Origin of the sequence: Burkholderia sp. L27(2015), from assembly GCF_009765705.1 — a bacterium.
In the GTDB taxonomy this organism is placed as follows: domain Bacteria; phylum Pseudomonadota; class Gammaproteobacteria; order Burkholderiales; family Burkholderiaceae; genus LMUX01.
On sequence record NZ_LMUX01000016.1, the window covers coordinates 1,202,666 to 1,220,934 of the forward strand.

An 18,269-nucleotide genomic window follows, 5' to 3' on the forward strand; every position below is an offset into this window, starting at 1 on the left:
CAGCCTCCACCAACGCGTAGGTATCGCTAAACGTGCCGGTGGCTTGCGCGATACGCTCCAGGCGATTATCCACCAGCAACGCCGTGAGGCCGTGCACATAAGCCCACGCCGCAGTAATCGCGACAGCGTGTGGTGCGCTCAATGCCGAAAAGGCGTCGGCATCGCGAGGCTCGCTGCTTGCGGCCTTCTGGCCGAACACGCCCGCGAGCGCCGATGAAGACACTTGGAGGGCCTCGGCCAGCGAGGGTTTTTTGAAGTCGAGCAGCTCATTGCGCGACATCAACCGGAACAGGTCCGGATTCTTGCGCCCGAAATCGACATAGCCCATCGCGATGGCCTTGCGACGCGCTTTGGCCGGTTCGACGCCGCGCGCGCGCTCAGCCATTTCGGCCGCCAGCCGCAAGTGGCCGATCGCGGCCAGCTCGCTGAATATGGCCGCGGTGTCGCCAAAATGGTGTTTAGGCGCGGTATGGGAAACGCCGGCTTCGCGGGCGATGGCTCGCAGTGTCAGGCCCGGCAGTCCGTCGCGCCGCAAGACTCGCTCAGCCGCTTCGAGCAACGCGGAGGGCAGCGAGCCATGGTGATACGGACGGCTGGCAACGGCGACGCCAGTGCCGCGGGGTTTGCGGCTGACCGGCTTGGGGATTACGGATTGCGTCATATAGGGTCCGGCAGCCGGGAAGTCTTGAGAGATATCGTGGCATGCTCGTTTGAATGTTTCCAGTGTAAAAATATGTTGACGAAGTTTTGTCCTTAAGTCAAAATCTTTCCATCGTAAAGATTGACTGAGAAAAATGGTGAACGCCGTATCGGGTGCCCGACGGTTTTCACAGCGACAGGATCGCGGCTGCAGATTGAGCGTCGCGCGCGGGCATAACAAGGAAGCGAGGGAGTGAAAGATGGGAATCTTATTGGCGTTCGCACCGTTTATCGTCTTCGTGATCGTGGAACGATTGTTCGGCGTATCGGCCGGTCTTGCCGCCGGCGCTGTCGTCTCGGCGGGCATGTTGTTGCGCGATTGGCTTACGCCGGGGCGCACCGTGAAGATATTGGAAGTGGGCACCGTGATTCTGTTTGGCGGTCTCACGGTCTATGCGTTCATGACCGACGCGAACTGGTCGATCGCAGCGGTGAGGTTACGCGTGGACGCCGGCTTGTTGATCATCGTTCTGGCGTCCATCGCGCTGCGTCGTCCGTTCACACTGCAATATGCGAAGGAGGAGGTTGCGCGCGATTTGTGGCAAACCCCGCGGTTCGTGCATGTCAACTACGTGATCACGACGGTGTGGGCCGCCGCGTTCGCAGCGATGGTGATCGCGGATCTGGTGATGACCTACGCAACTACACTGCCGCATTCGGTCGGAATCGTGGCGACCATCGTGGCGCTATACGCGGCGGTGAAATTCACCGCATGGTATCCGCAGCGCGCACAGGCGACTTGATCGTCATGGCGGCAACGCCCGCGACCACGCAGGCCAGTCCGATCCAGGCCGTCGCCGATAGCGATTCATCAAGAAAAACCACCTCGATTGCAACGCTGATGGGCACGCGAAGATAGGCCTGCGCTGTCGTTCCTATCGAGCCCAGCGTTTGTACCAATCGAACCCAGAATGGACGGCGCTTATTGGCTTGCAGCGGCGATCGGTTCATCCTGCAGACCTGCCGCGTCGAACGCGCGACGCACCGCGCCCGAAGTTTTGGCGTGTTCCAGGAACGTGCTGACGTAAGCCAGGGCTGCAGGACGACCTGGAGGAACGGCGATCGAAATACTGGTTTGCTGAAACCCGCCGGGCACGATGCGTGAACCCGGCAGTTGCGCCATGATCGGTTTGAGCGTGTCCCGCCCCAGGGCGAGCGCATCGGCTTGACCCGAGCGCATAGCCTCAACCGCCGCCTGGACCGAATCGATCGGTTTGGGCACCGTATGGTGCAGCGTACGCGCCGAGGCACGGATCGTCGTGGTATTGGAAATGCCGACCACGCGCACGCCGGGTTGGTCTACGCCAGCCAGATCGGTGATCTTCGATTGGCCCGAGACCAAGTAGGTACTTTCCACCTGGTAATAGGCGGGTCCAAAGACAACCTGCTGGCGTCGCAACGCATCGACAGGCATGAACGCGACATCGACCGCGCCGGAGTGGGTGGCTTCAGTGCATGCGCCCGAATTCGGAAACACCACATAGGTCACAGGAACGCCAAGCTCGTGTGCAAGGTCCGCGCCAAGATCGACCGTGACGCCATGAACCGCATGGGTCGTAGGATCCTTCGCGACGAAGAACGTGCCAGCATCGGGGGCTTCGACCACGCCGACTCTCAAGGTTCCCGTCGGCGCTATCTCTTTCAGAGGGGCTGCTGCGACGCACAAACTCGTGACGCCCAGCAGGCTGATCATCGTAACGGCACTCGCAACTACACGCGTAACGGGTTTCTTCATCGCAGTTCCTTATCCATTTTGTACGCCAGGCGGCGCGATTTTTTTTCTGGTCGGATAATTGGCGGCTTCGTTCGCCGACCCAGGCTCCTCGCTGCTCAGATACTACACGAGCAAACTTGCACGCAGGCCATCGCTATCGGGTCGGCTCGGACTGCGCTTTGGGGTCGCTTTACTTCACGCGTCATGACCCGCTTGCAACCAGTACGCGACACACGCGCGCGCGAGCGCGCGGTTCGGATCCACCGCTATCGGCAGCAGTGCCGAGGCGATGCGCTTAAGTCCAATCGGGACCTCCGTGCAAGCGAGCACAAGTTTGGTCGCGCCTCTATCGACCAAGCGTTGGGCCGCAGCGTCCAGCAAGCGACCGCCGACGTCAAATTCGCCTCGCTTGATCGCATAACACCCAGGCGTGAACAGCGCGTCCATTTCATCGTCGGTATTGCCCAGCGTGCGCATGCCATGGGCTTCGAAGCGGGCTTGATACAACCCTGCTTCGAGCGTGCCGCGTGTCGCGATCAAACCGACAGGGCCATCGTGGGAGGCGGATTGCGTCAGGACATCCAGTGTTGCGTCGGCGATATGAATGATAGTCGCCGCACTGGCAGCACTCAACGCATCGAACCAGAAGTGCGCGGTATTGCACGCGATGACGATGCGCGTGGCGCCTACCGCGTTCAGTTGAGCGATGCCTTCTAGCATGGCCGGCAGTGGCGATACACCTGTGGCCGCCAGCGCCTGTTGTCGATCGGGAATTTGCGGCACGTTCCAGGCGACCACGGGCACGTGATCCTGATCACGCGAAGCGACCGTTTCCTCGATAATTTTTTCCATCAGATCCACTGTTGCCAGTGGCCCCATGCCGCCCAGGATTCCAATCAAAGGTTTCATTCAGTTAACTATCCATTCTTTCGGTCGCAAACACATACCAAGCGATAGCCAAACAGGCCAGCGCAAACGCCAGTATGCATCAGCGCTTCAGAATGCGTGAAATATGCCTAACTCGACGCCAAGCTGATTCTGACCCGGCAGGGTATTTCCGCCGGAGTCTACCGCGAGAGTGCTATTTGCCGAATTCTTCACATAGCTGCCGTTCGCATATAGGAACGTGCTTTTGGATAACAAATACTTCACCTCCACTACGGAGCTGAATGGCTTGACATCTTTGCCCGGTACCACGGTCTGGTAAAGCGCTCCGACCAAAACCCATTGCGTGGAAACTTGTTGCCGGAAACCAGTCCAGAAGAGGTTGGCATTGATGGAACTGCCGGCGTAGTTGACCTTCAGAAGACGATAGCCGGCGTAGAGGGTGGTTCTGTCGAACCTATAGCTGCCGGTGGCGATATAGCGCTGTGCCCGGTCTGCGGTCGTGGACGGCTGTGCCGTCAGCGCGGTGTCGATCGCGGTCAAGCCCGTGCCGGCTGCGGCTAGCGGGCCATGCAAATTGTCGTACAGGAACTCGTAGCCGATCGCCGGGCCGGCGTAGTGCACCGCAAATGCCAAGTCCTTGGATTGGCTCGACGCGCCCGACACGCCGCCGACCGGCGCCCCGAGCGTGTCGTAGCCGAGGCTATAGAATGCGTCCACAGTGAACTGGCCGATGATACGTTGATAGCGGATCGCATTGTCGCCCCGGGCCGACACACCCGGATCCTGTGTCGGCAGCGAATACAAGCCATAGGAGGCCGGGTCGAACAGGTTCCCCATCTGGTACATCGGGTTGTATTCCCGGCCTACCCATAGTTCGTTGCCATTTCCGCGAAAGCCCACGGTCGCTTGCCGCCCGTATTCGCGTCCGTTGAGCGCCAACGTGCCGTTGCTGGGGCTGATACCGGCCTCCAACGTGAAGGTCGTGGCGTACCCGCCGCCGATATCCTCGACACCTTTGATGCCCCAGCGTGATGCCTGGATGTTGCCCGATGACGACTGAATCAACGTTTTATTGGTCTTGTTCGCGTTGGTCAAGTACTCGACCCCGGTATCGAGAAGACCGTATAAGGTGACGCTGCTTTGCGCGTGGGCGCAGAGCGTGGCGCAACCCAAGAATAGGGTGCCCGCCCGGGCATACGTGCTGAATCTGGCGGCCTTCATAATATTCACCTTATAATTAGTACGACTATATATAAATAAAATATTGACTTGTACTGAAGCCGAAGATGCGAGGATGTTTCTTTATCGTCGATTTCGTTTTCGATTCAAGCGGAATGCGTCTTGACCCAGTGCGCCACGTCCTGATGTCTCGCAAACCACACGCCCGGAAAACTGGAGGCTGCTTTGATAATTTCCTCGAGGATCCAGATCCTCGAACGGTGACCGATGATGTGCGGATGTAGCGTCAGTTGGAACAACCCGCCATCGGCATAGGCGCGCTCGAATTCGCGGATGAATATGTCCAGCACGGTTTCCGGTGAGGTGTAGGGCCGCAGCGAGGCAAAGCGATTCATCGCCAGATAGGGAGAGTCGTCGCGTATCCATTCCACCGGTATTTCCACGATCCCCGTGGGCACACCAGCTCGGTCGAGCTCATGGCAGTCGTCGTCCGACATCAGCGACGAGTCATACAGCAAATCCATTTCGACGATGATGTCTAGCGTGTGGTCGCTAAAATCCCATGACGGCGTTCGTACGCCGACCGGACGTTGGCCGCAAATCTTGGTGAGCGTGTCGCTCGCGCGCAGGAACAGTTCGCGTTCGGCAGCATAGGGCAGCGTCGAATTCAGTTCATGGATCCAGCCATGCAGCGCAATTTCATGTCCCGCATCGGTCAGTTGCCGCTGTTCTTCAGGGTGCAGGCTTGCCGAGACGGCCGGCACAAAAAAAGTCGCTGGGGTAGAGTAACGCTCCAGCACCTCGATGATGCGCGGCATCCCGACGCGGCTGCCGTAGTGGCCGGCGCACAGGCGACCGATCGAGCGGCCTCCCTCGCGAAGTTCGCTGGTTTCATGGTCCGAATCGAACGAAATCGCGACCGCGCAGCGAGCGCCCCCTTTCCACGAACGTGGCCGCAGCGAGCGTCCCGCTCTGACTCGATGTACGAGCCCCTGCCAGTGTTCGTCCGTCCATTGCCATGGTTGTACTGCAGATGCGGTCATCAAAGAGTCCTTCTGTTAGGTTTGTAAAATTCGTTACCGCAGACGCTTGAGTCCGGTCTCGGGCAAGCTCGCCAACGTGAGCATCGAGACGACTGCGGCCGCGATGACACAAAACACAGGCGATATCGGCGAATGCGTTTGTTCGATCAGCAAGGTGGCCACAAACGGCGCGAAGCCACCGAAGATCGCCACACCGATGCTGTAGCCCACCGACATGCCCACCGAGCGATTACGCGTTGAGAATATTTCCGCAATCGCGGCCGGCGCCGGTCCCGAATACGCGGACAGCACGATGCCGAACACGACCTGCACGGCGATCACCGCACCGAACGAAGCTCCCGAGAGCAGCACATGCACCAGCGGATAGGGCAGTACGATCAGCATCAGGCAGCAGGCGATCAGCAGCGGCTTGCGGCCGATGCGATCGGACAGCGCTCCGGTGAACGGGATACAGACGATCAACACCAGCAAGCCTATGCTGTCGGACCACAAAGCCTGGCTGCGCGAAAGATGCGAATACCGGACCAGGTAGGTGGGCATGTAGTGAAGCAGGATGTAGTGCGAGACCACCCAGACCACGGTAAAGCCGATTGCCTGCATGATCTTTTTCAACTGCGGTTCGCGATGCGGCGAGGGGTGCTCAAGGGTGGCGCGCAGGGTTGCATTCTCAACCACATTTCGGCGCATATAAAAGCCGATTGGACCAATCAGGCCGCCGATCAGGAACGGGATGCGCCATCCCCAGCTCTCGAAGCTCGCGCCAGACAGCGCACTGCTAAACGAGGCGGCTACCGCCGAGCCCAGCAACGTGCCTCCGACTGTCGTGACCTGTGCAAAGCTTGCGTAGACGCCGCGTCGGCCGTCGGGCGCCCATTCGACGAGGAACGCGTTTGCGCTGCCCCATTCGCCGCCGGCGCTGAACCCCTGCAAGAGACGCGCAAGCAACATCAAGATCGAAGCGGCAATGCCGATGTCCTCATAGGATGGAATCACACCGATCGCGATCGTACTGAACGCCATCAGAATGATGGTCATCGTTAATGCACCCTTGCGCCCTCGGGTATTGGCCATGTGCCCGAACCACAGGCCGCCGAGCGGGCGCATCAGGAAGCCGACACCGAAGATGGCGAACGTGCCGAGCAACGCTGTCAAACCGTCGCCCTTCGGAAAATAATGGCGCGCGAGGATCGGTGCGACAAATGCATAGACCGAAAAGTCGTACCACTCGAGGATATTGCCGATCGCCGCGGCAAACACGGCGTGTAGGGCCGCCTTTTTTTCCGGCTTCGAGATGCGGACGTCGAGCGCCGCATCGGCAGGTCGCTGCGGCGAAAGAGAGTTCTCGTTCATGTACGCGTTCTCGTGAGGGCGCTAAAAAGTGGGAAAAAAAGAGGTTGGGAGCGGGGAGCGGAACATCCCGCGCTCACTCAAGCTCAGCGAGCAGACGTGTCCAGAAATCCAGGCGCGGCATGACGCTCGATGCCAGGAAAAACTCATTGAGCGTGTGAGCGCCACTGCCATCGACACCGAGCCCATCAAGCGTAGGCACGCCAAGCGCGGCGGTGAAGTTGCCATCGCTGCCACCCCCTGTCAGGGGAACATCTTCTAGTTCGAAACCCGCTTGTCTGGCATGCAAGCGGGCGATGTCGAGAAGGGCGGCGGTTTGCCGGCTCTTCTCGTACGGTGGCCGGGTCACCACGGCGTCCACTTTGACGGACACGTCCGGATTTCTGCTGCGCAAGCCTCGCATTGCAGTCAGCACGGACTGTCCGGCATCTGCGCTCGCGACACGAAAATCCACCTGGAGCGTGCAGGTGTCGGGCACCACGTTGGCGCCGGTGCCTCCGGCAATGACGCCGACATTGACCGTGGTCTGCGCCGCGTAGTCAGTCAGCGCCTCGAGGTCGATAATGTGGTGCGCCATTTCGGCGATCGCGTTGCGTCCCCGAGCGTGGTCGATGCCGGCATGGGCGGCGCGCCCAGTGACCGTGATCGTCGCGCGCCCCACGCCTTTTCTGCAAGTCACGCATTTGCCGCCATTGCGCGCCGGTTCGCAAACCAGCGCGTAACGTGCACGCTTGCCAAACTCGGTGGTTGTTTCTCGTGAGAACTTGCTGCTTATTTCCTCGTCAGGAATAAACAATATTTCTACCGGCAGTTGCGTGCCCGATCCATTCAGGGTGGTTGCGAGCGCGCGCAGCGCTAGATAGGCGCCACCCTTCATGTCGTAGCCGCCCGGGCCGTACACGCGGTCGTCCTCGATGCGATAGGGCGTGCGCGCGAGCGTGCCGTGCGGGTGCACCGTATCGACATGAGTGAGGACCAGGATGCCTTCACGCTCATCGTCCAGTGCGCGATTCGACACGACCAGGACCGGTGCGCAACCTTGCCCCAAGGGGATTCGACGAACGCCGAGGCCCGCATTCAGCGCTTGCTCAGCGATGATGTCCTGCAAGCCTTCGACGGCGCGGGCGTCATGCGAGGGTGATTCATGACGTACCCAGCGGCCGATGTCTTCAAGCACGTCGGCAAGTGTGGCGGGGTCGCGAAGAGACTTCATGGAGAACCGTCCTGAATCGAATGCGTTGATTATTCAGGGAGTCTCGTATGCGAACAATGCGTTCAAAAATAACTTCCGTATAAATTCTATTTATGTTTTCATCGGTCACGATGCGTGCATGCACGCGCAGGCCCGGGACCCCGATGAAGCACAACGATCTAAACCTTCTGACGTATTTGGACTTGCTGGTCAAGCACGGCAGCGCGACACGTGTCGCGGAAATCATGGGCGTGAGCCAACCGGCGGTGAGCGCGGCAATCCGCCGGCTTCGCGCGATGGCGGACCACCCGTTGTTCGTGCGTTCGGGGCGCGAATTGACGCCGACGGCCTACGCAACATCGTTGCAAGAACAATTTGCGCCGTTGTTGAAGCAGTGGAATCTGCTAATTGCCGGCAAGGATGCGTTCGATGCGGGCAGCTCTGAGCGCGGGTTCACCATCCTTGCGTCCGATTACACCCAGTATCTGTTTCTTCCCTTGCTGGCCCGGCGGCTCGCGCGCCGAGCGCCCGGGGTAACGCTCAAGGTGATTCCGTCCAACCCCTATCGCGGAATGCAACTGGTCGAGCAACAGCAAGTGGATCTGGGTATCGGTTATTACCGTAGTGTGCCGCCGCAGTTGACGCGTCGCGCGATTCTGGAGGAGCAGGCGGTATGCATCATCGCCAAGAGCCATCCGGCTTTGGACGCATTCGATGCGCTCGCGTACACCACGTATCCGCATATCGCGATCGCATCGGAAAATGTGGCCTATAGCGCGACGCTGGAGCAGGCCTTGGCCGCGCACCGGATCAAGCGCCGCGTCGCGATCGTCATGCCAAGCTATGTTTCCGCGGCGCATATCGTCGAGCAGACTCAGTACATCGCAACGCTGCCGCGCAGCATTGCCGAGGTCGCTGCGAAGACCAGCGACATCGTAATCCGGCCCTGTGTTTTTCCGCTGCCGACGCTCGATTTATCGATCCTTTCACATTCCGAAGCACTCACGGACGCGGGGAATCAATGGTTTCAAGGGTTGGTCGCCGAATGCGCAACGGAGATTTCGTCGGGATGGGCGACGAGTTTTGGCAGTACCGATGCGCGGGTTTGAGGCCCGCGCTTGCGCCGGGCTTGACGCTGCGATTGAATGCTCAGGTTCAGGCTCAGGTTTAGCGCCTGAAGATCTCAGGCGCTGCAAGATCACAAAGAACGACGCTGCGCCCGTACACGCCGTGGAAGCTTGTCCTCGATCAGCTCGGGCGGTAGCCCGGGGCTGAAGATATACCCCTGGATTTGATCGCATCGCAGCAGGGTAAGCAGGCGCGATTGTTCCTCCGTCTCCACACCTTCGGCGACCACCTTCAGTTCGAGCGAGTGCGCCAGCGAGATCAGCGTCGACACGATGGCCAGATGTACCGAGCTGGTCGCCATGCCCTGGATGAAAGAACGGTCGATCTTCAATACGTCGACCGGCAGATGCATGATGTTGCTCAGCGACGAATAACCGGTGCCAAAATCGTCGATCGCTACCGTAATACCCATGGCGCGAAGCTCGGCAAGTTTCGCGATATTTTCAGCCATGTCTTCCATGAAGAGGCTTTCGGTAATCTCGATCTCGATCTCGATGTCCATGCCTTCGTTCTGCACCCAGTCCAGGGTACGCAGGAAGTTGCTGACGAAATGCCGTTGACGGATTTGCAGTTGCGAGACGTTCACGGCGATCCGTGGCGGATCGATGCCGCGCGAAACCCACTCGCGGTACTGTTCGTGCACGCGGGCGATCACCCAGTTGCCAACGTCCACGATGAATCCCGTTTCCTCCAGCACGTGGATAAATTGGCCCGGTGCCACGAGGCCAACGCCAGGCTCATTCCATCGGATCAGCGCTTCGAGTCCGACGATCTCGCCACTCGCGAGGTCGATCTTGGGCTGGTAGTGGAGAACGAATTGCTCCTCGTTCAATGCGCGTCGCAGGCGGTTCTCGATCGAGAGTTTCTCGGCGACCTGCGCGTTCATCTCGGCCGTGTAGAAGCGGTAGCGCGCTTTCCACGTCTTGGCATCCTTCAACGCGGCTTCGGCATTACGCAATAGCGTATCGACATCGGTGCCATCCGACGGAAAGAGCGCGATGCCGGCCCTCACGGAAATGCGTATGTCCTTGTCCACCAACTTCACCGGTGTAGCCAGGCAGGCGGTGAGGTTGCGTTCGAGCAGGTTGGTGACCTCGGCAATGCTCCAGCAGTCCTTCACGACCATGGCGAAGCAGTCGGCATTGATGCGCGCCAGGTAACCGGGGTCCAGGATGGTGCCCTGGATGCGGTTTGCCACCTCGCGCAGCAGTTCGTCTCCTGCGCTGCGTCCCAACGTAGCGTTGATATTCCTGAATCGCTCCAGGTCGATCAGCACGATCGCAATTTGCCGCTGCCCGAAGCCTGTCTCCTGCAAGATCAACTGACCGAGCCGGTCCTGGAACAGCGCGCGGTTGGGCAGGCCGGTCAGAGGATCGTAATAGGCGAGGTAGTTGAGTTGTTCGTCCTTGTCGAAATGGTCCAGCGCGAACGAGATATCTTCGCCCAGTTCAGTCAGCAGCCGCTGTTCCTCGTCATTGAATACGTCGACGCGAGTCGCGCAAAAGCAGAGCACGCCGATGATACTGTCCTCGACAAGCAGTGGCACTACGAATAACGAGCGATAACCTTGCGCGAGAGAGAAGTCGTGCCAAGGCGACGGCGGCTCGTCATCGAGCAGGTCGTTCGACAGTGCGCTGAGCTTGGTCCTCAGGGCGGTGGCCGCGACGCCGCGTCCTTGCGCAATCTCCTTGTCGAGATTGAACCGGATTGCCTGCAGGCCCGCGTGCTGCACGCCTGCCCATGCCTGTGGCGCGACCTCGCGCGTGGCAGGATCGAGCATGCCGACCCAGGCGGCAGCAAAAGGGCCGTTCTCGACGGCGATGCGGCAGGCTTCATCAAGAAATTGTTGGCGGTCGCGAATCCGCACGATCGCCATATTGATGCCGCTGACTACCGTGTGTATGCGGCTGAGCCGAGCGAGTTGCTCTTCCTGCGCCTTGCGCTGCGAGATGTCGCGGATCACGCTCGACACCCACAGTCCGGTTTCCGTCTTCAGCGGACTCAAACTGACTTCAGCCGGAAACTCGGTGCCGTCCTTGCGTTGGCCGCAGATCTCGAACCCAGACGGGCGACGCCCCGGTTCCGCCAAGCTCTTGTCGTCGCCGACCATCAAGTCGTGCCATTGCCGAAAGCGCAGCGGAATCAGCATTTCGCTGGGTGCGCCGATGATTTCGCTGCGCTCGTAACCGAACAGCAGCTCGACCTGCTCGTTGACGATCTCGATGCGGCCGTGCTCGTTGACCACAACCATGGCGTCGGGCGCGAATTCGATCAGGTCGCGAAAGCGCAACTCGGCCTGGCGGCGCGCGACTCGCACACTGACGTCATTGACCGCGCGGCGCACGGCGGGGCCCAGGCGCACCAGGTTCGATTTGAGGACATAGTCGGAGGCGCCCCCTTTCAACGCGTCGATCGCGGTCTGGTCGCCGATCGTGCCCGACACGAAGATAAACGGCAATTCTGGATAGTGCCGGTGTGAAAGCGCCAATGCGGATAACCCGTCGAACTTCGGCAAGGTAAAGTCGGACAGCACCACATCCGGTTTGAACGTCTGGAGTTCAGCCAGGAAATCCTCACTGGTCTCGACGCGCCGGGCTTCCACACTCATGCCGCTGCGGCGCAGCTCGCGCACGGCCAGTTCAGCATCGGTGGCCATGTCCTCGACGATAATTATTCTGATCGGTTCGCCCACGCTCGACTCCGGTAAAGCACGCTACGCGTCATCCTGCGGTTCATCAGTGATGGCTCATCAATGACTCAGCTTGTTGACCAACATCCAGTAGAGCCCGGCGTCGCTGACTACCTGGTCGAACTGCTCGAAGTCGACGGGCTTGACGATATAGCTGTTGGCGCCGAGACGGTAAGTGTCCACGATGTCGCGCTCTTCGGCCGACGACGTCAGCATCACGACCGGCACGAGGCTCAATTCCGGATCCTGTTTGATACGGCGCAGTACCTCGATACCGTCGACTTTGGGCATCTTGAGGTCGAGCAGGATCAACCGTGGCATGCTTTTTTCACGGGTGCTGAAGCTGCCTTCGTAGAATAGAAAATCGAGCGCCTCGCGGCCATCCTTGACCCAAATCAGGTTGTTCGCCAGACCTCGTGTACGCAACGCCCGGATCGCCATCTCGGCGTCGGTGGGGGTATCTTCGACCAGCAAGATATCGACTTGGATGTACTCAGCCATCTTTTCCTCATTTTTGTGGAAACGCGAAGAAGAACGTAGCGCCTTCGTCTATCGTGCTCTCGGCCCAGACGCGGCCTCCGAGTCGCACGACGATGCGATGCACGATCGCCAGACCGACGCCCGTGCCGGGAAATTCATCGGCACTATGCAAGCGTTGAAATACGCCGAACAATTTGTTGTAGTACTGCATGTCGAAACCCACGCCGTTGTCGCTGATCGAATAGACGGTCTCGGTTCCCTGGTTTTCTCCTGAGATGCGGACCACGGGCTGGTCCCGTTTGCCGCTGTACTTGATGGCGTTGGAGATCAGGTTGGTCCATACCTGTTGCAATAGAGACCGGTCGCCCCAGGTCGGCGGCAGCGTATCGACCACGATGTCGACGTGGTCGTGCTCGGTCCTGCGTCTAACCTCTTCGATGATGTGATCGACCACGCCTTTCATATCGATCTCGGCCGCGGCGATCGGTTTGCGGCCGAGCCTGGAGAAGGTCAGCAGATCGTCGATCAGCTCGCCCATGCGCTTGCTGTTGTCGCGTATCACCTTGAGCAGGCGCAGCGCCTCGGCATCGAGCTTGTCGGCACAGTCTTCCTGCAACATGCGTGCATAGCCGGAGATGGCGCGCAAGGGGATACGCAAGTCGTGCGATACAGAATAGCTAAAGCTTTCGAGTTCCTTATTGGTGGCTTCCAACTGACTTGCGTGTTGAACGAGCGCTTTATTCATTTCGAGCACGGTTTTGTCGGCCGACTGCCGTTGACGACTTTCACGTAATAGCAGCCAGAAGGCACCCACCAACATCAGGAATGCCACTGCGGTGCCGAACACGATCAGGAGTTTGGTTTGATGCGCAACCTGCGCTGCCTCGCTGGAGCGTTGCGCAAGCAAACCTTTCTCGACGTCTTCCATCACCGTGATCTCCGTTCGCACGCCGTCGAGGATGGCGCGCGCCTGACTGGAGGCGACGTAGGCAATGGCTTGATCAGGGTCGGTGCTTTCCTTGCGCAGTTGGATTTCCGCTTCGAGATCGGAAAATACCGTCGCGATCATGGCTTCGAGCGTCGTGATATTACGCAATTGCTCCGGGTCGTCCTGAAGCAAGGCTCGTGCCGATTTGATTCGGGCCGGCACAAGGTTTTTGGAGGCGGCGTACGCCGTCAGCAGTGTCGGTTGGCCGGAGATGACGAAGCCGCGTGCAGCGGTTCGCGCGTCTCTCAATACCGAGAGCGTTTCTTCCAGATTGGAGCGGACTTGATAGGTGTGATCGACCCAGTGGGCACGATCTTGAAAGACGTCGATGCTGGTGAGCGAGAAGCCCGTGATGACGGCCAGCGCCACCAGCGCGGTGACTATACCGAATAGCGGTATTTTGGATTGCCAGAATTGATGACTAGACGATACGATCGACTTCATCGGCCTCACCAGGTAGCGGCTAGTTAGTTAGTCTATTTATGCCGGAAATACTATCATAGGTATTCGCATTTAAAAGGGTAATAATTTCGTCGCGACTTATTAAGGAAACGCGACAACCTAACACTAATAGCCACAGGAAGTGGGCAAAAAGAAACAGGCAGGACCCGTGGATACTAAGCGTACGGGTTTATATGGAATTGACGCTTTATTGTTTTATCACGCGCCAATTTCAAAATGTGCCGCATCGAAAATAGGCGGCCCACAATATAACCGGGTTCAAATGTCCCGACTCCAACGGGGCCGCTCTGTATATCGACTCAAATATATTGGCTCAAAAGCGCCGGTCAAAACCGCAGATGAAGCGCACGGTTCAAAGCGCGGATCAAGACAGCGCCGGCTCCAGTGGTTTCTTATGCGTGAGCCGTTCACGACGCATAATCAATAAGGTGATTACCGCGAAAATCAGCAGGCAGGTGGCCGGAACCATCATCGGCACCCGCGTGCTGCCGCTGATTTGACGCGCCCACGGCACGATATTTTGCGCAACGAAGCCGCCCACATTGCCCAGCGAATTGATCGCGGCAATCCCGGCTGCGGCGCGCGCACCGGACAGGAATTTTGGCGGTAGCGTCCAGAAGCAGGGCAATAGCAGATACATGCAGGGCGCGCCAAAACACAGGGCAATGAAGCGCAGCGTGTTGGTGGGCAGCAGGACGCTGCCCAGGAAGCACGCCATGCCGATCAGCGCAGCCGTCAGCATCGCGACCAGTGTGCGGTTGCCCTTTTGCAGATGTCGCGGCAAGAACACCAGCGCGATGGTCGCGAGCAGCCACGGCGCGATATTGATCAACCCATTGACGGTGTTGGTCACGCCGAAGCCCTTCACGAGCGTGGGCAGCCAGTAGCTCACGCCGTACACCGACATAGACAGCATCATGTAGAAGAACGACATCCACAACACGCGCGGGTTGGCGAGCACACGAAACGCGCTGCCCTCGTCGCCCGGCGAGACCTTCGGTTTGCTTTCGTCGATCTTCGCGGTCAGCCAGTTCTTTTCGGCAAGCGAAAGAAACTTGGCGTGCATCGGCGAGTGCGGCAAGTACCGCAACACCACCACGGTCAGCAGAATGGAGGGGATTCCGGTAATCAGAAATACCAACTGCCAGCCCTGCATGCCGAACAGCCCGGCCTTATCGAGCAGATAGCCGCAGATCGGTGCGCCCACCATGTTGCCCAGGCTGCTGCCCACGGTAAAGTAGCCCAGCATGCGCACGCGGTGCTGGTGCGGGAACCACAGCGTCAGGTAATAGATCACGCCGGGATACAGGCCGGCTTCCGATGCCCCGAGCAAGAAACGCAGCACATAGAACATCGTCGCGTTTTGCGTGTAGGCCAGCAGCACCGTGACCACGCCCCAGGTCAGCATGATGCGGGCGATCCAGCGCGGCGCGCCGTAGCGGTGCAGCATCACGTTGCTCGGCACCTCGAACAGCAGGTAGCCGATAAAGAATAGCGACGCGCCCAGCCCATAGGTCACTTCGCTCATGCCGAGGCTGTCGAGCATCTGCAGCTTCGCGAAGCTGATGTTCGAGCGGTCGATGTACGCCACCAGATAGAGTAAGCCCAGCAGCGGCATCAGCCGCAGTGCTAGCCGATTGATCAGACGTTGTTCGTTGACAGGGGTATCCACAATGTCTCCTGGTCACGCCTCGGTCGTGTCGCCGAGGACGTTGTTTTATATGTTGCTTTTTATATTGGCAACGAACAGTGCTAGCTCCGCTCGGCCTTCCATGTCGCGTAATCGGCGAGCGTTTGTTCGTTGGGCGGATACAGGCCCGGCAGTGCACCGCCGGCTTCAATGCGCAGCGTCACATAGGCTTCCAGTTGCTCTTGCTCTTCGGCGGCGGCGGCCACCTCTTCGGCCAAGTGACGCGGCACCACGACCACACCATCCGAGTCGCCCACGATAATGTCGCCCGGATACACCGCCACGCCACCGCACGCGATCGGCAGGTTCAGGTCGACCGTGTGATGGCGTACGAGATTGAGCGGAGCGCTGGCGCCTGCGCAGAACACCGGCAAGCCCGTGGCCGCGATCGTCGCGGCGTCGCGCACCGGGCCGTCCGAGACCATCCCCGCGACTTCACGTGCGCGCAGACGTGCCGCCAGGATAGACCCGAGCGAGCCGACCGAGCGTTCGCCGCGGCAGTCCTGCACGATCACGCTGCCGGCCGGGGCGGTTTCCACGCCCTTGCGCTGCGGGTGATTGGGGTCCTGGAATACGCCGAGGTGGTCGATGTCTTCGCGCGCCGGAATGTTGCGCATCGTGAAGGCCGGGCCGACCAGGTTGGGCGTGCCGGCAGCCGGCGGCGTCAAAGGCTTCACGCCTTGCAGGAACACATTGCGCAGGCCTCGCTTGAAGAGTTGTGTCGTCAGCGTGGCCGTGCTGACGTGGCGCAGTTGCTGCAGCGCTTTCGCGCTGATTTCGTCAGAAGACGAGCCAGAAGATGAGGTCATCGTAATTACCTTGAATGTCGTGATTAAAAGTCGCGTGCTCGGGCGACGCTTAGTGGATCTCGGGTTCGGATTGCGGGCCCTCGATCGCACCGGCGCCTTGCTCGATCGCAGGCTCTTCGAGGAAGTCGAAGTCGCAGCCGTGGTTGGCCTGTGTAACGTGGATCTGATGCATCACGCCGTAGCCGCGCTCGAAGCGCGGTTTCGGTGCGACCCATGCAGCACGGCGCGTCGCCAGTTCCTCGGGGCTCACATCGAGATGCAAGCGCCGATTCGGCACGTCGAGTTCGATGAAGTCGCCGTCGCGTACCAGCGCCAACGGGCCGCCGACAAACGATTCGGGCGCTACGTGCAGCACGCACGCACCGTAACTGGTGCCGCTCATGCGCGCGTCGGAGATCCGCACCATGTCGCGCACGCCTTGCTTGAGCAGCTTCTGCGGAATCGGCAATTGGCCCCACTCTGGCATACCCGGTGCGCCGACTGGGCCCGCGTGTTGCAGCACGATGACCGATTCGACCGTGACGTTCAGCGCGTCGCTATCGATGCGCTCGGCCATGTCGTTGTAGTCCTTGAACACCACGGCGGGGCCGCGATGCTTGAGCAAGTGCTGTTCCATCGCGGCCGGTTTGATGACTGCGCCGTCCGGGGCGAGATTGCCGCTAAGCACGGCGAGGCCGCCACTGGGCACCAGCGGATTGGCGCGGCGGCGGATCACGTCGTCGTTGAAGATCTGCGCGCCCTCGATATTTTCGCCCAGCGATTTGCCGTTCACGGTGGGCCGGCTGCCGTCGATCAATTCGCCGAGTTCGGCCAGTAATGCCGGCAAGCCGCCGGCGTAGAAAAAGTCTTCCATCAGGTAGCTGCCGGCAGGGCGGATGTTGCCCAGCACCGGCGTCTTGCGCGCCAACTCGTCAAAGCGCGCCATCGTCAGCGGAATGCCGGCGCGTCGCGCCACGGCGATCAAATGCACAACGGCGTTGGTCGAGCCCGACATCGCGAGCACTGTCGTCACGGCGTTATCGAACGACGCCGCGCTGAGCAGGTCCGACGGCTTCATATCTTGCCAAACCATCTCGACGATGCGCTGCCCGGTGAGCGCGGCAAACTGCGCGTGCCGCGAATCGGCGGCCGGAATCGATGAGAAGCCGGGCAGCGTGAGGCCCAGCGCTTCGGTTGCACTGGTCATGGTGGAGGCGGTGCCCATCGTCATGCAGTGGCCAGGCGAGCGCGCGATACCGTTTTCGATGCCTTTCCATTCGGTTTCGGTGAGATTGCCGGCGCGCAATTCGGCCCAGTACTTCCACGTGTCGGAGCCGCTACCGAGCGTGCGGCCGTTCCAGTTGCCGCTGAGCATCGGGCCGGCAGGCAGGTAGATCGCAGGCAGATCCATGCTGATCGCGCCCATCAACAGGCCCGGCGTGGTCTTGTCGCAGCCACCCATGAGCACGCAGCCGTCGAAAGGGTAGGAGCGCAACAGCTCCTCGGTTTCCATGGCCAGGAAATTGCGATACAGCATCGTGGTCGGCTTCTGAAACGGCTCGGCCAGCGTCATCACCGGCATTTCGACGGGAAAGCCGCCTGCTTGCCAGATGCCGCGTTTGACTTCTTCCACGCGCTGCTTGAAATGCGTATGGCAGGAATTGATTTCGCTCCAGGTGTTGACGATCGCGATGACCGGTTTGCCCAGGTATTCCTGCGAGGCGTAGCCCATTTGCGCGGTGCGCGAACGGTGGCCGAACGAGCGCAGGTCGTTTACGCCATACCAGCGATAGCTACGAAGCTGTTCGGGGGTCTTCCGGTTGGAGCTCAATTGAATATCCTCAAAATGTTGGGAATTTGGTAACGTTACCATCTGGGCCTGAAAAGAAGCCGGACAGCACCGGAGCGGTGGATGGTATCGTTAACATCCATCCGTCGGTAATTAGGGAAAATGACTAGATTGCGCCGCTTGGAGACGCAAA

15 protein-coding genes and 1 pseudogene are annotated in these 18,269 nt (G+C 59.8%); 2 read left to right on the top strand and 14 right to left on the bottom strand.

Annotated features, from left to right (window positions below; translation table 11 throughout):
* Nucleotides 1-661 (bottom strand): TetR/AcrR family transcriptional regulator (locus GSQ77_RS13355; RefSeq protein ID WP_158902783.1); only part of this gene is annotated, 661 nt, incomplete at its 3' end.
* A 238-nt stretch (nt 662-899) separates the two neighbouring features.
* On the opposite strand from GSQ77_RS13355, the gene GSQ77_RS13360 reads away from it, so the two are divergent.
* Nucleotides 900-1,442 carry a hypothetical protein gene (locus GSQ77_RS13360; protein WP_158902785.1) on the top strand — a complete coding sequence of 181 codons (543 nt, stop codon included), beginning with the start codon at nt 900-902 and terminating at the stop codon, nt 1,440-1,442.
* On the opposite strand, the pseudogene GSQ77_RS13365 reads toward GSQ77_RS13360, so the two are convergent.
* The 7 genes and pseudogenes from GSQ77_RS13365 to GSQ77_RS13395 all read right to left on the bottom strand — a co-directional run.
* Nucleotides 1,405-1,608: pseudogene (locus GSQ77_RS13365) on the bottom strand (EamA/RhaT family transporter); the annotation flags it as partial. The gene GSQ77_RS13360 and the pseudogene GSQ77_RS13365 sit on opposite strands and share 38 nt — an antisense overlap.
* A 13-nt stretch (nt 1,609-1,621) precedes the next feature.
* Entirely contained in the window at nt 1,622-2,434 is an 813-nt protein-coding gene (locus tag GSQ77_RS13370) for a transporter substrate-binding domain-containing protein (RefSeq protein ID WP_216854890.1), read from the bottom strand.
* 174 nt (nt 2,435-2,608) lie between these two features.
* Nucleotides 2,609-3,322, bottom strand: a complete 714-nt coding sequence (locus tag GSQ77_RS13375) for an aspartate/glutamate racemase family protein (RefSeq protein ID WP_158902787.1) — start codon at nt 3,320-3,322, stop codon at nt 2,609-2,611.
* A gap of 87 nt (nt 3,323-3,409) precedes the next feature.
* Nucleotides 3,410-4,522 (bottom strand): porin, encoded by a 1,113-nt coding sequence (locus GSQ77_RS13380; RefSeq protein ID WP_158902789.1) that lies wholly within the window; start codon nt 4,520-4,522, stop codon nt 3,410-3,412.
* A 104-nt stretch (nt 4,523-4,626) separates the two neighbouring features.
* Entirely contained in the window at nt 4,627-5,523 is an 897-nt protein-coding gene (locus GSQ77_RS13385) for a polysaccharide deacetylase (protein WP_158902791.1), read from the bottom strand.
* 33 nt (nt 5,524-5,556) lie between these two features.
* On the bottom strand, nt 5,557-6,873 hold the full coding sequence (locus GSQ77_RS13390) for an MFS transporter (RefSeq protein ID WP_158902793.1): 1,317 nt from the start codon (nt 6,871-6,873) through the stop codon (nt 5,557-5,559).
* Nucleotides 6,874-6,946: 73 nt separating this feature from the next.
* On the bottom strand, nt 6,947-8,083 hold the full coding sequence (locus tag GSQ77_RS13395; protein ID WP_158902795.1) for a M20 family metallopeptidase: 1,137 nt from the start codon (nt 8,081-8,083) through the stop codon (nt 6,947-6,949).
* 143 nt (nt 8,084-8,226) lie between these two features.
* Here GSQ77_RS13395 and GSQ77_RS13400 point away from each other — a divergent pair, with 143 nt between their 5' ends.
* A complete protein-coding gene (locus GSQ77_RS13400) occupies nt 8,227-9,171 on the top strand; it encodes a LysR family transcriptional regulator (RefSeq protein ID WP_158902797.1) in 945 nt (314 codons plus the stop codon).
* Between the two features lie 89 nt (nt 9,172-9,260).
* Here GSQ77_RS13400 and GSQ77_RS13405 read toward each other — a convergent pair whose 3' ends face one another.
* The 6 genes from GSQ77_RS13405 to araD form a co-directional block, all read right to left on the bottom strand.
* On the bottom strand, nt 9,261-11,882 hold the full coding sequence (locus GSQ77_RS13405) for an EAL domain-containing protein (RefSeq protein WP_158902799.1): 2,622 nt from the start codon (nt 11,880-11,882) through the stop codon (nt 9,261-9,263).
* Between the two features lie 57 nt (nt 11,883-11,939).
* Nucleotides 11,940-12,380 carry a response regulator gene (locus GSQ77_RS13410; RefSeq protein WP_158902801.1) on the bottom strand — a complete coding sequence of 147 codons (441 nt, stop codon included), beginning with the start codon at nt 12,378-12,380 and terminating at the stop codon, nt 11,940-11,942.
* Nucleotides 12,381-12,387: 7 nt separating this feature from the next.
* Nucleotides 12,388-13,791: a CHASE3 domain-containing protein gene (locus GSQ77_RS13415; protein ID WP_158902803.1), complete on the bottom strand. Its 1,404-nt coding sequence runs from the start codon at nt 13,789-13,791 to the stop codon at nt 12,388-12,390.
* 382 nt (nt 13,792-14,173) lie between these two features.
* Nucleotides 14,174-15,427, bottom strand: coding sequence for an MFS transporter (locus GSQ77_RS13420; RefSeq protein ID WP_158903043.1), 1,254 nt, complete (start codon nt 15,425-15,427; stop codon nt 14,174-14,176).
* Between the two features lie 134 nt (nt 15,428-15,561).
* Nucleotides 15,562-16,308: a ribonuclease activity regulator RraA gene (locus GSQ77_RS13425; protein WP_158902805.1), complete on the bottom strand. Its 747-nt coding sequence runs from the start codon at nt 16,306-16,308 to the stop codon at nt 15,562-15,564.
* 49 nt (nt 16,309-16,357) lie between these two features.
* Nucleotides 16,358-18,160 carry an L-arabinonate dehydratase gene (araD, locus tag GSQ77_RS13430; protein ID WP_158902807.1) on the bottom strand — a complete coding sequence of 601 codons (1,803 nt, stop codon included), beginning with the start codon at nt 18,158-18,160 and terminating at the stop codon, nt 16,358-16,360.
* Between the last annotated feature and the right edge of the window lie 109 nt (nt 18,161-18,269).